Source organism: Hyphomonas chukchiensis, assembly GCF_000682695.1.
Lineage (GTDB): Bacteria > Pseudomonadota > Alphaproteobacteria > Caulobacterales > Hyphomonadaceae > Hyphomonas > Hyphomonas chukchiensis.
Window position 1 is genome coordinate 85342 of the sequence record NZ_AWFG01000030.1, and the last position, 13425, is coordinate 98766.

14 protein-coding genes are annotated in these 13425 nt (G+C 64.2%); 12 read left to right on the forward strand and 2 right to left on the reverse strand.

Going from position 1 to position 13425, the window contains the following annotated elements; all coding sequences use genetic code 11:
- The first annotated feature begins 3 nt into the window (after positions 1 to 3).
- From HY30_RS10800 to HY30_RS10825, 6 genes are all read left to right on the forward strand, one after another.
- On the forward strand, positions 4 to 1002 hold the full coding sequence (locus tag HY30_RS10800) for a sugar kinase (RefSeq protein WP_034740125.1): 999 nt from the start codon (positions 4 to 6) through the stop codon (positions 1000 to 1002).
- A 306-nt stretch (positions 1003 to 1308) separates the two neighbouring features.
- The gene (locus tag HY30_RS20010; protein WP_155839304.1) at positions 1309 to 1521 is read left to right on the forward strand and encodes a hypothetical protein; all 213 of its coding nucleotides are present in this window, start codon (positions 1309 to 1311) and stop codon (positions 1519 to 1521) included.
- 318 nt (positions 1522 to 1839) lie between these two features.
- Entirely contained in the window at positions 1840 to 2847 is a 1008-nt protein-coding gene (locus HY30_RS10810; protein ID WP_034740128.1) for a TRAP transporter substrate-binding protein, read from the forward strand.
- On the forward strand, positions 2844 to 3353 hold the full coding sequence (locus HY30_RS10815) for a TRAP transporter small permease (protein WP_034740130.1): 510 nt from the start codon (positions 2844 to 2846) through the stop codon (positions 3351 to 3353). The genes HY30_RS10810 and HY30_RS10815 overlap by 4 nt, the downstream gene beginning before the upstream one ends.
- Entirely contained in the window at positions 3344 to 4624 is a 1281-nt protein-coding gene (locus HY30_RS10820) for a TRAP transporter large permease (RefSeq protein WP_034740133.1), read from the forward strand. The genes HY30_RS10815 and HY30_RS10820 overlap by 10 nt, the downstream gene beginning before the upstream one ends.
- 7 nt (positions 4625 to 4631) lie before the next feature.
- On the forward strand, positions 4632 to 5624 hold the full coding sequence (locus HY30_RS10825; protein WP_051615342.1) for an alpha/beta hydrolase: 993 nt from the start codon (positions 4632 to 4634) through the stop codon (positions 5622 to 5624).
- Positions 5625 to 5685: 61 nt separating this feature from the next.
- On the opposite strand, the gene HY30_RS10830 is transcribed toward HY30_RS10825, so the two are convergent.
- Entirely contained in the window at positions 5686 to 6321 is a 636-nt protein-coding gene (locus tag HY30_RS10830; protein WP_051615343.1) for a sigma-70 family RNA polymerase sigma factor, read from the reverse strand.
- A 268-nt stretch (positions 6322 to 6589) separates the two neighbouring features.
- Here HY30_RS10830 and HY30_RS10835 point away from each other — a divergent pair, with 268 nt between their 5' ends.
- Together HY30_RS10835 and HY30_RS10840 are read left to right on the forward strand one after the other, a co-directional pair.
- Positions 6590 to 7330: a PhyR family response regulator anti-anti-sigma factor gene (locus HY30_RS10835; protein WP_034740470.1), complete on the forward strand. Its 741-nt coding sequence runs from the start codon at positions 6590 to 6592 to the stop codon at positions 7328 to 7330.
- A gap of 162 nt (positions 7331 to 7492) precedes the next feature.
- Entirely contained in the window at positions 7493 to 7813 is a 321-nt protein-coding gene (locus HY30_RS10840; protein WP_034740134.1) for a PilZ domain-containing protein, read from the forward strand.
- On the opposite strand, the gene cobB is transcribed toward HY30_RS10840, so the two are convergent.
- Positions 7797 to 8522: a Sir2 family NAD+-dependent deacetylase gene (gene cobB, locus HY30_RS10845; RefSeq protein WP_034740136.1), complete on the reverse strand. Its 726-nt coding sequence runs from the start codon at positions 8520 to 8522 to the stop codon at positions 7797 to 7799. The two genes, HY30_RS10840 and cobB, sit on opposite strands and share 17 nt — an antisense overlap.
- 84 nt (positions 8523 to 8606) lie before the next feature.
- Here cobB and HY30_RS19315 point away from each other — a divergent pair, with 84 nt between their 5' ends.
- Genes HY30_RS19315 through HY30_RS20585 form a run of 4 tightly spaced genes read left to right on the forward strand, consistent with a single transcriptional unit; the run spans position 8607 to position 13424 of the window.
- Entirely contained in the window at positions 8607 to 10919 is a 2313-nt protein-coding gene (locus HY30_RS19315) for a S8 family serine peptidase (RefSeq protein WP_051615345.1), read from the forward strand.
- A 2-nt stretch (positions 10920 to 10921) separates the two neighbouring features.
- Complete coding sequence (locus HY30_RS10855) at positions 10922 to 11542, forward strand: hypothetical protein (protein ID WP_034740138.1); 621 nt, start codon at positions 10922 to 10924, stop codon at positions 11540 to 11542.
- The gene (locus HY30_RS10860) at positions 11542 to 12180 is read left to right on the forward strand and encodes a hypothetical protein (RefSeq protein ID WP_051615346.1); all 639 of its coding nucleotides are present in this window, start codon (positions 11542 to 11544) and stop codon (positions 12178 to 12180) included. The genes HY30_RS10855 and HY30_RS10860 overlap by 1 nt, the downstream gene beginning before the upstream one ends.
- On the forward strand, positions 12180 to 13424 hold the full coding sequence (locus HY30_RS20585) for a M23 family metallopeptidase (RefSeq protein WP_051615347.1): 1245 nt from the start codon (positions 12180 to 12182) through the stop codon (positions 13422 to 13424). The genes HY30_RS10860 and HY30_RS20585 overlap by 1 nt, the downstream gene beginning before the upstream one ends.
- Position 13425: the final 1 nt, after the last annotated feature.

A 13425-nucleotide genomic window follows, 5' to 3' on the forward strand; every position in this document is an offset into this window, starting at 1 on the left:
GTCATGAGCCACCGCATCGTCTGCTTCGGCGAACTCCTGCTCCGGCTCACCGCGCCGGGGCGCGAGCGCCTGCTCCAGACCGGCCATTTCGACGTCCATGTGGGCGGCGCCGAAGCCAATGTTGCTGTCTCGCTCGCCCAGTTCGGTCATGCGGTCGCCATGGCCAGCACGGTGGCCGATAATGAGCTTGGCGAAGCGGCCACCGGCACGCTCCGGCGCTATGGCGTCGACACGCGCCATATTGCCCGTACGCCGGGCCGCATGGGCCTCTATTTCCTTTCGACCGGCGCGGTCCGTCGTCCCTCCCAGATTGTCTATGACCGCGCAGGTTCCGCCTTTGCTGCAGCCGATCCGGATGCCGCCGACTGGCCTGCCATTCTGCGTGGCGCCGAATGGCTCCACATTTCCGGCGTCACGCCCGCCATCGGTCCCAACGGTGCAGCCGCCGCCCAGGGCGCGGTCGATGCTGCCCGCGCTGCGGGCGTCAAAATCTCCTTCGACGGCAATTACCGTGCCCAGCTCTGGGCCAATTGGGACGGCGACGGCCCGGCCATCCTGCGCGGCCTGCTCGAAGCCGCCAGCCTTGCCTTCATCAACGAGCGTGACATCAGCCTTATCCTCGGCCAGTCCTTCGACGATCGCGATGCCGCCTACACCGCCGCCTTCCAGCTCTTCCCGCGTCTCGACACCATCGCCGCCACCACGCGCACGCAATACAGCGTCGATCATCATGCCATCGATGCCGAGATCGCGACGCGCAACGGCCACTGGCGATCCAGGTCCCATGAACTGGTCGGCATCGTCGACCGGATTGGCGGCGGCGATGCCTTTGCGGCCGGTGTCCTCCACGGCCTGCTGACCGACATGCCACCTGACCACCTGATCGAATTTGCTGCCGCCGCAAGCGCCCTGAAGCACTCGATCCCGGGCGACTTCAACCTCGCCAGCGTCGCGGATGTCGAAGCGGCCGTCGACACAGACAATCTGGACGTGCGTCGGTAAGCGCGTCTATTCCCGGTTGTCTGTGCGACGCTATGACAATCCGGACCCGGAAGACTGATGCGCCGACGCGCTTCTGCGTGAAAGTTTTTTTGTCGCGCGCTTTTATCGCACTTGCGAAATCCGGTGATCCCAATCATAAGCCTGCGCCTGAGCGGACGCGGGCCAGCTGGCCCTGCCGCAGAAAACGCGTTCTGGCTGGCGACCATGGCGTTCACTTCATCCACGCCGGATCAATCGGGAACGCTTTACTGCAAAGGCCCGTATACAAAGGAGCGCGCAGCACCGCTGCGCCGAAAGGACCTGAACATGCAAGACCCCCGTAAACTTGCCATTCGTTTGTTCCTGACGATGCCCTTTGTCGTGGCGTCCACGCCGGCCGCCATTGGCGCCGTCCATGGTATTGAAAGATCCGACATTTCCGAGGGGCAGCATCACCCCCGCGGCACCGACCGCTCGAGCCTCACCGCCGATGTCAGGCGCACGGACCAGCAGCAGGACGACTCGTCCGACGAGGAATAGGTCGTCCACGGCTACCCGCCGGTAGCCTGCCTCATCCTCATCCCATCAAAATCCAGCTTCTCTCCTCACAAACTCGCAAGCATGCCCTTGCGTATTCTATGACACCGGTTACCATAGGCGAAATCAAAGACTGGAGCAGGGCTGTATCAAGGGCCAAAGCCCGGCAAGGGGAACGGAAACGCCAATGATCGCCATGATGCTTTCAGGAACACAGACTGGGCGGTGCATCCTATCCTGCCTGCGCCGTTCCATATTCCTCAAGTCGCCGGAAAATGCGTATGCTGGTCCCGGTCAGGCGGAATTCGGGGAGGAACAGGTTTGACCCATCCATCGCTCCGGCCCAGCCGCCGCGCCGTTCTGGCCTCCTCCGGCGCGCTCGGCGTCCTGGCGGCGTGTGGCGCGCACGAGGGCAGGGCGCTCCTCTGCGCGGATTCGCATGCGGAGGAATACCCGACCGTTCAGGCCGTCAAGGAAATGGGCCGCCTTCTGGACGAGCGCACCGGCGGCCGCCTCAAGATCAAGATCTATGCCGGCGGCCAGCTGGGCTCGGAACGCGACACACTCGAGATCACCACGTTCGGCGGCCTCGACATGAACCGCGTCAACCTCGCCCCGCTGAACGCGATCGAGTCCATGACCGTCATCCCGGCGCTGCCCTTCCTGTTCCGCACCACGGCCCACCTCCGCCGCGCACTGGATGGCGCACCGGGGGATGAGGTGCTCGCCTCCCTCAACCGGCATGGCCTTGTCGGCCTCTGTTTCTATGATTCCGGCGAGCGCTGCTTCTACAATACGAAACAACCGATTCGCACGCCGGCAGACATGGCGGGCATGAAGATCCGCGTGCCGAATTCCGATCTCTACGTCGCCATGATCAAGGCGCTTGGCGCCGATGCGACGCCCATGTCACTTGGCGAAGTCTACCAGGCGCTGGTCCAGGGGGTCATCGACGGCGCCGAGAACAACTGGCCCTCCTATGAAAGCGAACGCCATTTCGAGGCCGCGCCCTATTACAGCCTCACGCGGCATGTCATGGCGCCGGAAGTCCTCGTCATGTCGCTCAGCCGCTGGAACAAGCTCGGCCCCGACGACCAGCAGGTTGTGCGCCAGGCCGCCCGCGACTCCGTCCCCTACATGCGCAAGCTCTGGGACCAGCGCGTGGACGATGCCCGTGCCCGCGTCATCGCCGCCGGCGTCGAGGTCAACGAGGTCGAGGACGTCAACCAGTTCATTGATCTCATGCGCCCCGTCTGGGACCGTTTCATCGTCTCGGATAACCAGAAACGCATTGTCGCCGAAATCGAAGCGATGGGAGACACGGCATGATCGCCGCCTTGGCCAGGGCCACGCATTTCGCCGCCAACTGGCTCGTCCGCATTGCTGCGGCGGGCCTCGTCGCGATGACCGCCATTGTCGGCTGGCAGGTCTTTGGCCGCTACGTTCTGAACTCCAGTCCGTCCTGGTCCGAACAGGCCTCGCTCACGCTGATGATCTGGTATGTCTCCCTCGCGGCGGCCGCCGGCGTGCGCGAAGGTTTCCACATTCGCATCGTCGCGCTCGAAAATGCAATGCCGCCCCGCGTGCAACACTGGATGCGCATCGCTTCAAATACGATTGTCGGTGCCTGCGGTCTCGCCATGCTTGTCTGGGGCGGGGAACTCGTCGTGAAGACATGGGGACACGTCATCCCCTCGCTCGGCCTGCCGCGCGGGCTCGCCTATCTCGGCCTGCCGATTTCCGGCGCGCTAATGGCGCTCTTCTCGCTGGAGCGCGTGATCGAGGAAATTGTCGGCAAGCCACTCGAAGATGAGGAGGATCCGAGGTGGAGCTAGCCATTCTCGTCGTCACACTGCTGGTCCTGCTCGCACTCGGCGTGCCGGTGGCCTATTCGCTGCTCGGTGCGGCGATGGCCACATTCATCGCGCTCGACATCCCGCTCGTCGTCGTCTTCCAGCGCATGGCCGCCGGCGTCAGCGTGTTCACCCTCATGGCCATTCCCTTCTTCATCTTTGCGGGGGACCTGATGTACCGGTCCGGCATCGCGCAAAGGCTGGTTGAAGTCGCCGAAGGCGCTTTCGGCCGCGCACGGGGCGGGCTCGGCCTCGTCAATGTCGGCGCATCCGCCATGTTCGGCGCCGTCTCCGGCTCGGCCATTGCCAGCGCCTCGGCCATGGGCTCGACGCTGATGCCCCTGATGAAGGACAAGGGTTATGATGGCGACTATGCCGTCAACGTCACGGTCACGGCCGCCATTGTCGGCCTGCTGATCCCGCCGTCGCACAACATGATCATCTATTCCGCCGCCAGCGGCATAGGCGTGTCGATCGGCGATCTCTTCCTTGCCGGCGTGGTGCCCGGCATCCTCACCGCCCTTCTGCTGATGGTCGTTGCCTGGCGGGTCGCCGTGCTGCGCGGCTATGCCAAGGGCACATTCCCCGGCTGGCGCATTTTCCTGCGCGCGCTCTTCTACGCGATCCCCGGCCTGATGGCGGCGATCATCATCATGGGCGGCATCCTGTCCGGTGTCTTTACTGCCACGGAATCCTCCGCCATCGCGGTCGTCTACACGATCATTATCGGCGCCGTCGTCTACCGCTCCCTTGGCTGGACGAAGTTTACCGAGGCGGCCATGCAGTCGGTCAAGATCACGGCCATGGTCCTCCTCATCATCGGCTCGGCCACCGCGTTCGGCTATGCCCTCGCCATCCTCGAGGCGCCGACAAAGCTCGCCAATCTGATCACATCGACCACCGACAACCCGATCCTCGTCCTCCTCATCGTCAATGTCATCCTGCTCGTGCTCGGCACGTTCATGGACATGTCGCCCCTGATCGTCATCACGACGCCCATCCTCCTGCCGGTGGTCATGCAGGTCGGTGTGGACCCGGTCCATTTCGGCATCATCATGATGCTCAATCTCGGCATCGGGCTCGTCACACCGCCGGTCGGGTCGGTTCTCTTCGTAGGCTCAGCGGTCGGGAACGTGCCCGTCGAGCAGGCCGTCAAGACGATCTGGCCCTTCTACAGCGCGCTGCTCCTTGCCCTGATGATCATCACGTTCGTCCCACAGCTGTCCCTCGCGCTTCCAGCCATGTTCAAATGAGGACAGCGTGCTGCGCCTGATTGCTGCCCTGCTCCTGCTGACGGCCTGCGCGACACCGCCCGCAGCCCTTCCGGCCAGCGGCCCGGCAGACGCCCTGATTGTCGACCTTGACCGCCAGCCGGACGAGACCGTCCGCCTCTGGCCGGCCAGTCCACCCGGCGGCATCCCTGCGGGCCTCGCTGAGCATTATGTGGAGCGCGCCAATCCCTACGGCCTTGCAGACCGGGCCCTGCTTGAGGTGACCGATCCCACCCTCTCCGTCTTCCGGCCGGCACATCCCGATGGTTCGGCCATCCTCATCATTCCCGGCGGCGGCTATAAATGGGTCGTTGTCGAGAAGGAAGGCTATGAAGGTGCGCGCTGGTTCAGCCGACGCGGCGCCACGGTCTATGTCATGTCCTATCGCCTGCCCCAGCAGGGCTGGGCGGGCGGTCCTGATACGCCCCTGCAGGATGCGCAGCGTGCCATGCGTGTCATCCGCGCGCGGGCCGGCGAAGACGGCATCGACCCCTCCCGCATCATGGTCATGGGCTTCTCCGCTGGGGGCCATGTTGCTGGCCTGCTGACCACGCGCTTCGATGCGAACGTCTATCCGGCGACGGATGCCGCCGACGCGCTCCCGGCCCGGCCGGATGCCTCCGTCCTCGTCTATCCCGTCATCACGCTATCAAAGCCCTATACCCATGCTGCCTCACGCGAGAACATGATCGGCGCAGATCCGTCACCGGACGATGTCGCCGCCCATTCGGTCGAGACAGCGCCGCCGGCAAATGCCCCGCCTGTCTTCATCCTCCACGCGGCTGACGACCCGGCCGTGCCCGTCGAAAACGCCTTGATGGCCTACCAGGCCTTCCGCGCGGCGGGTGTCCCGGCCAGTCTCCACATTTTCGAACATGGCGGTCACGGCTTCGGTCTGCGCGGTATCGATGACGATCCGCTGCATGCCTGGCCTAAGCTGGTTATCGACTGGGGCCGCGACGCGGGCATCTTTCGCCATTAGTCCGTCTGCAGGGAAAGTCAGGTCGCTGACAGCCGAACCGGCTGATCATGCAGGCCTGTGATCAGGCGGCGCTGTCTACCGGCTGTGGAATTGACCCGCTCAGCCGCTTGATGTCGGAGAGCAATTCGTCCAGGCCGCGTGTCGCCTGCGACAGTTCGCTTGGCCCGCCGGCCGTGCTGTGGCCATTCTCGGCCTGGGTCATTGTGTGCAGCACGGCGTCGCGTGCCCGGCTGACGCGGCTCTTGATTGTCCCGGGCGAGCAGTCGCAGATCAGTCCGGCTTCCTCATAGGTAAAGCCGGCGGCAACCACGAGGATGATAGCGTCGCGCTGGGCCTGGGGAAGGGTATCGATGGCGGCCTGGAGGACACGGAAGTCCGAACGCGCTTCCAGGCTCTCATTGGCCAGCAGCGTGCGTTCAGCCTGTTCGGGCTCCAGTTCGGTCGAGCGCCAGGCCCGGCGTGTGTGCTGGTAGAATTCGTTGCGAAGGATCCGGAACAGCCAGGGGCGCATTGCCGCGCCGGGCTGGAATCGATCAATGGCGGCCCAGGCGTTCAGGCAGGTTTCCTGCACGAGGTCATCGGCCAGATCCCGGTTCCGGCAAAGACTGCGCGCAAACGCCCTGAGCTCCGGCAGAAGGCGCTCAAGCTCATCTGCGAATCCGAAAGATGTATTATTGTCTTCCTCGACGATACTCATTGACGCCAAATCCTTTGGCTGACTGCAATTTCTCACATCGGGAATTGCCGCGCATTCAGTGCTTGGGTCATCCCTACATCCTGTATATCCTACTCCAGTTCGGACCAATCATTCTTGGGAGAAAGAGTTAAAATCTCCCTTCTAAAAGGACCCTCTGACGCCCTGTATCATATCCAAACGTTTGTTAAGTTTCCGTCTCCAAAGTATGTCATTTAGGATATAAAAAGCAGTTGAGCTCCTCACCCTTTGACCAATGCTAGGCCAAAAGATGCTTTCAGATCTGATTGAATCAGAACTACCTTACCTTCGGCGCTATGCGCGCGCGGTTGTTGGCTCACAGGAAGTGGGCGACCAGCTTGTATCCTCAATGATCGAAACACGCCTGCTGCCGCAGGTTGCCGCCGGCAACACCGACTTTGACCGGACCTGGCTCTACAAAAGCCTCGACGCGGTCCTTGCAGAGCCCGTTGAGGCGTCCCGCGCCGATGATATCCTTGTGAAGATGGGCGCTGTCGAGCGGCGGGCCCTCTTGCTCGCATCCGTCGAGGCCTTTGCGGTGGAGGATATCGCCGTCATCCTCGACATGACTGTGCCCGAGGTCGAGCGCGCGCTCGGCGATGCAGAGGCCTCGCTCATGAAGGCCCTCGCCACACGCGTCCTCATCATCGAGGATGAAGCCATGATCGCGGCGCACCTGTCGGAAATTGTCGCATCGCTCGGACACACCCCCGTGGCTTTCGCCACAACCCATGCCGACGCCGTGGCAAAGGCCAGGCAGGAGACATTCGGTCTGATCCTGGCGGATATACGCCTCGCCGACGGATCCTCGGGAGTCGATGCCGTCCAGGATATCCGCAAGACCTGGAACGGCCCTGTCATCTTCATCACCGCCTATCCGGAATCCCTGCTCACCGGCGAGGGGCAGGAGCCCGTCTTCCTGATTCCGACGCCCTTCCGGGCGGAACTCGTGAAGGCCGTCATCAGCCAGGCCCTGATCGGGCGCCACTGACACGCGGGCATGGCGTCCCTGTCCGGCAGGACTGGCCGGCCCGCCCGGCCCGGTCGTGCATGCCCTGCAACAGACCGTCCTGCGCAAGCCATTCTGCAAATGGAACGGTTTCGGCCCCCTTTGTATAGAGTCGCTGCCAGACCCGACGGAAGGAGGTGTGCCATGATTGTCTTGAAAAAGTCTCCGGATCAGACTGGCGACAGATCCGAAAACCGCCGCTATGCGCGCACGAAAACATCCCGCACCGCCTCGCTCTGGAGCCTTGACCAGCGGCTGATCACCCGCGCCAGCATGGTCGACATGTCGGCTGCAGGCGCGTGCCTCGAACTCGCATCAGCCACCGCGCTCCCGTCGCGCTTTACCATCCGCCTGGAGCGCAGCTCCGGCCCGGACGTGCGCATCATCCATTGTGAACGCGTCTGGCAGCACGAAGCCATGGCCGGCATCCGGTTCTGCGACGGGCAGTCTAAAGCCACTTCATGATGTCATTCGCCCAGCCGGGCACCACGTCGCTGGCCTTGCCATAGCGCGCCTCGTCGAAAAAGGTCGCCCCGTCCGAGGGTTCAAGGTTCAGCTCCAGCGTCCGCGCCCCGGCGCGCCGCGCCAGCTGCACGAAGCCTGCCGCCGGATACACATTCCCGCTGGTCCCGATCGACACGAACAGGTCCGCCCGCGACAGTTCCACCTCGATTTCGTCCATGTAAAGCGGCATCTCGCCGAACCAGACCACATGCGGCCGCATCAGTCCGGTGGCCTCGCAGACGGGGCAATGTGTCTTGCTGGTGAGGTCATCCGGCCAGCGCACCACGCTGCCGCACGCCTGGCAGCGCACTTTCAGCAGTTCGCCATGCATGTGCAGCACATTCTGGCTGCCTGCCGTTTCGTGCAAATGGTCGACATTCTGTGTCACCAGCGTGAACCGGCGGCCTGCCGCCTGCAGCGCCGCCTCCAGCCGCGCCAGCGCGACATGCGCCGCATTGGGCTCTGACGTCTTCAGCTGCGCGCGGCGGTCATTGTAGAAGCCCTGCACAAAGTCAGGATTGCGGGCAAAGCCCTCCGGCGTTGCCAGGTCTTCGAGCGGATACTTGGTCCATATGCCATCCACGTCTCGGAATGTGCCGAGCCCGCTTTCTGCGGACACACCGGCCCCGGTAAGCACCACGATACCGCGTGGTGCGTTTGCATTGGACATGTAGTCGGCCTCGTCATAATCTAAACACAGGGTTAATGTAGGGGAGCTGGGGTCACGTTGGCAATTGTAAGGGGACATTCTGACATGCTGCCTAACCTCACGCGGAAAACCACGCAAATCGCAATTGGTGCTGCCATGGCAAGCCTGCTCGTTCTGGCCGCCTGCGACCAGCAGGGCACACGGCTCGAACGGGCCCGCGAGCTGGCGGATGCCACGCTCGACCAGATCAGCGGCCGCGCCGTGGTCGAACCGGATGCCGAAAAGACGCTGATGACCGCGTCTGTCATGGACCGCGCCATTGCCGGCACGCTCATCAACGACATGGCGGTACAGTCGGTCGATGAAAAATCCATGTTCGCCATCGGCTCGATCATCGCCAAGCCCAAGGATATCCAGCCCGCCGCCATTGCCGAGGAAGAGGCCTTGATGATGGAGGACGAGGACGTCCTGAACGACCTTGAGGAAGATTTTGTCGACACCGAGGAAGTCCCGGCAGGCGCCCCGGCCCCCGCGCCAGCGCCCGCAGCGCCGCCACCGCCGTCTGCCTCAATGGAACTTGCCCAGCCCGCGCGGCTTATGCCGAAGGTGAAGCTTGACCCGAACGCCCCCGAAGAATCCCAGCAGCAGATCGCGCAAGCGACGCAGGATCTCGAGCGCGCGGCAGCCTCTGAGCCTGCACCGGTTGCCCGCACGCGCAGCCTCAGCCCGCGTTCGCTCGAATCGGCGCCCGCGCCCACGCGCGAAGTTGCCCGCAAGCTCGCCCGTCGCTCGCTGATCACGGGTGACGCCATCCGCAAGCAGCAGGACGCCAATTCCGTCATGCTCGACACGCTGTCGAAATACGGCATGGACGGTCAGGTCGCGCTCTCGCGGGAAGGCCAGATGGTCATCCAGATCGGCTCCGATGGTGCTGATCCGACCCAGTTCACGCCGGAAAAGGTCGCCAATGCCCGGCAGGCCTTTCTGGCCGTGGATACCGGCGCAGGGTGCCCGGAATCGACCGATATGGTAACGGTCCAGTCCAATCCGGCGCTGGCCACCGAATGTATCGTTCAGGACCTGCGCGCCTCCGGCCAGTTCGAATATGTCGAGAAGGACTATATCTTCGAGAACCAGTTCGTCCGCCATCCAAAGCCCACCGATCCCGGCACCACGCCTTCAACGGGCGGCCAGACACCTGGCACCACCGCGACCCCGCCTGTCACGATCACCTCTGAAATCACGCCAAATGACCCGCTCTGGAGCCTGCAATGGAATTTCCAGAACCAGGGCACAGGCGAGGGCAAGTCCGCCGGCGGTGCCGGCTTCCAGGATTTCTGGACCCGCCAGGCCAATGAAGGCTCCAGTGAAGTCGTCGTCGCCGTGGTCGATACCGGCCTGCAAATGGCCCATCCCGATATCAAGGATTCGCCCAATGTCGCGCCCGGCTGGGACATGGTCTCCGACCCGCGCATGGGCAATGATGGCGATGGCCGCGACAATGACCCGAACGATCCGGGCGACATGTGCGATCCCACGGCCCCGCTCGCCGCTGACACGTTCCACGGCACGCATGTGGCCGGCACGATCGGCGCTGCGGCCTCCAATAACGGCACCGGCGTTGCCGGCGGCGCCTGGAACGTCAAGATCGTTCCGGTCCGCGCGCTCGGCAAATGCGGCGGACGCCTCTCCGACATCAACGACGCCATCCGCTGGGCTGGCGGCCTGATCCCGGGCGAGGATGCCGATGGCAATGAAGTCTGGAACGAGAATCCGGCCGACATCATCAACCTCTCCATCGGCCTTTTCGAATTCTGCCCGGCCTCGCTGCAGGATGCGATTGATGCCGTCACGGATCGCGGCGTGATCGTCGTGGCCGCTGCCGGCAATGCCCGCGTCTCGACGCAGTATTACGCGCCCGGCGGCTGCCAGAACGTCATCTCGGTTGCGGCAGGGGATGCCCGTGGCCAGATCGCGCCCTATTCGAACTTCGGGCCAAATGTCTCGGTCATTGCACCGGGCGGCGATCTCACCCGCGATGACAATGGCGATGGCCGCCCCGACGGCGTCCTCTCGACCAAGGCCTCGACCAATTGCTATGACCCCGTCACCGGTGAAGGCGTCGACAATTGCTATTATGCCTACGAGCAGGGCACCAGCATGGCCGCCCCGCATGTCGCCGCGGCGCTGGCCCTGCTGAAGGCGCGCCAGCCTGCCGCCACCCCACAGGAGCTGAAAGCCACGCTGATCGCGGCGCTTGATCCGAGGGAGCCGCTGCAATGCGCCGGGTCCTGCGCGCTCTATCCCGGCACGACGCCCATTCCCGGCAGCCCGGACATGTGTGCCCGCCCGTGCGGCGGTCTTCTGAACCTCGCCAATGTGCCTGCGCTCAGCACCACAAGCGGGGGCGCCAACTAGGCATGGCCGGTTTCCGCACACCTTTCCATCTCGGCGGTCCGCTCGGGCTGGCAGGCCTCGCCACGCTGGCGGGGGCGACGGGCCTGTTCGTGCTGGCCGGCTCGCCTGACGATCGGGATGGCCCGGCTGTGCCCCTCTCGGGCCTGTCGGAAAGCGAAACCGCCTCTACGGCTGACACCCGTGTCGACCGGGACGAGAGTCCGCTCATTGGCGTCCTGCCGGAAGACACCGTGCCGGAAGATGTGCCGACCGAGCCACCGCTCGTTCAGCCTGAACAGGCCCCGCCTGCGGTCATAACGGCCCAGGCCAGGGGCGCGGAAGTCACCTTCATTGTCCGCATCAAGGGCGCCCCGGAAATTGATTCCGTCGCCCGCCTCTACAAGAAAGATCCCGCCGCCGCCGAGCAGGCCTATGCCGACTATGTGGGCCGCACGCCCCAGCTGGCGGATTTCGCCCTCGTCGGCGCCAGCTATTCCGGCGAGATCAAGCTTGCCTACCAGATGCCGCCCGGCACCGAACCCACACGCGCCGCCATCAGCGATGTGCAGCAAAAGATCATGTCCGTTGACGGGGTGGCCTATGCAGACCCCGACTACGTCGCCCATCCCGGAGAGAAAAACTGATGATGACCACAAAGCATTTGCTGGCCTTCGCGGCGATAGGGGCCCTGACGCTGTCGGCCTGTGACCGGATCAAGGCACCCGAACAGCCGGCGGCGCCTGCCGCGACTGAAACCCCGACCGTGGCCGAAACGTCGGCCGAGCCCGAATTGCCCGTCCGCCCCGAAGCGGTCGAAAGCACCGCCGGGATCGACTGGGAAGCCGCCCGGCGCGACATGGCCTCGGTTGCCAGCACTGATCGCGGCGAAGGGGCCTTCCAGGTCCAGTCCGGGGCATCCGCCCCGCCTGTGCCCGTCCTCCTGCCCACCGGCATCGTTGTGCCGCAGTCAGCCGAGGGCGGCGTGAAATTCATGCCCATGAGCGACGGCTATTTCGCCACCTATCCCGGCGTCGACTATGACATCGTCGTCAACGGCACGAATGAAGTCATCGGCGCGCGCGATAGCGGCGACACGTCTGCCGATACCGAGCCGAGCTACCTTGCCACCGCCTCCGGCGCGCAGGTCGCCTTCTCGCGCTATGGCGCGGACTATCTGATCGAATTCGAATGCAAGAATGCATCGGGCGACGACCCCGAATGCATCGGAGAGGACGAGGCGCTCGAAATCGCCCGTAAACTGGTCATCGCGGGGACACGCTGATGCAGAAGACTGTTGCGTACGTACTGGCTGCGCTGGCCGTAACCAGCCTTGCCGGCTGTGACTTCATCCGCTTCCCCGGTGATGGCGGCCCGCCACCCTCCACGCCGGAACCCGGCCCCGCCATCCCGCCCGGCGCCCCCGGTCCGCCGCCCCCCGGCACACCGGTCGAAAACCCCTATGGGGAAACCCCGGTCGATCCTGACGGTCCAACAGACGCCAGCGAGACACCGACCGCTCCTGAAACGGACACACCGGCCACCGATCCCGTCTCCGGCGACGACACTGTCACGCCCCCCGACACCAGCGCCGAGGTGCCAACCGAAACCCCTCCCACTGATACGGACGTGACGCCGGAAACCCCTGCCGAGACCGATACGCCGTCCACCGATACCCCGGGAACGGACTCGGAAGTCCCCGGAACGGACTCGGAAGTCCCCGCAGAGACGCCGGACGTCACCCCAACGCAACCTGAAGATACGGCTGAAACGCCCACGGAGCCCGTCACGCCGCCCGTCGAACCGGTCTTCAGTTACCATGCCCCCGGCGCGCTGCTGCCCGGTTCAGGGCAGGGCGACATTGACCAGATCGTCCACGCGCCCGGCATTGTTTTCCCTGTAAAATCAGCGCCCGCCTATCTCCAGTCGCAGGTCTTCACCTTTGGCGGCGGCATCGGCGGCGGCGACCAGTGCGACCCGCGCAACTTCGCCTATCCCTGGCGCGACAATTTCTGCGAAACCCGCAGCGCCAACAGGGGATCCCCCTTCTGCCCGGCCCAGAAAATCCACCAGGGTCAGGACATCCGCGTCGGCACGCCGGAGCAATGCAACGCCATGCGCCGGGCCGCCAAGGCAGACCGCACGCTGCAGGAAGTTGTCGCCGTCGAGGATGGCGTCATCTCCAATGTCGGCTCCTATTCGATCAGCCTGCGCGCCGGTGGCCGTATCTACAAATACCTTCACCTCAACATGGCCAAGCTCAAGGTAAAGACCGGCGACACGGTCACGGCCGGCCAGTCGCTCGGCTATGTCTCGAACGATTTCGGCGGCTCGGCCACCACGTTCCACCTCCACTTCGAGATCGTGCAGAACATGGCCGATCAGGGCTGGGTCTATGTCCCGCCCTACCTGTCACTGGTCGAGGCCTATGAGCGGCGCGAGAACGGTCCCGGAGAGGAAGTCGAACAGAATGTCGCCGTCGCCTCAGCGCCCTTCGTCATTCCCGAAGGCTATGAAATCACTGAATAAT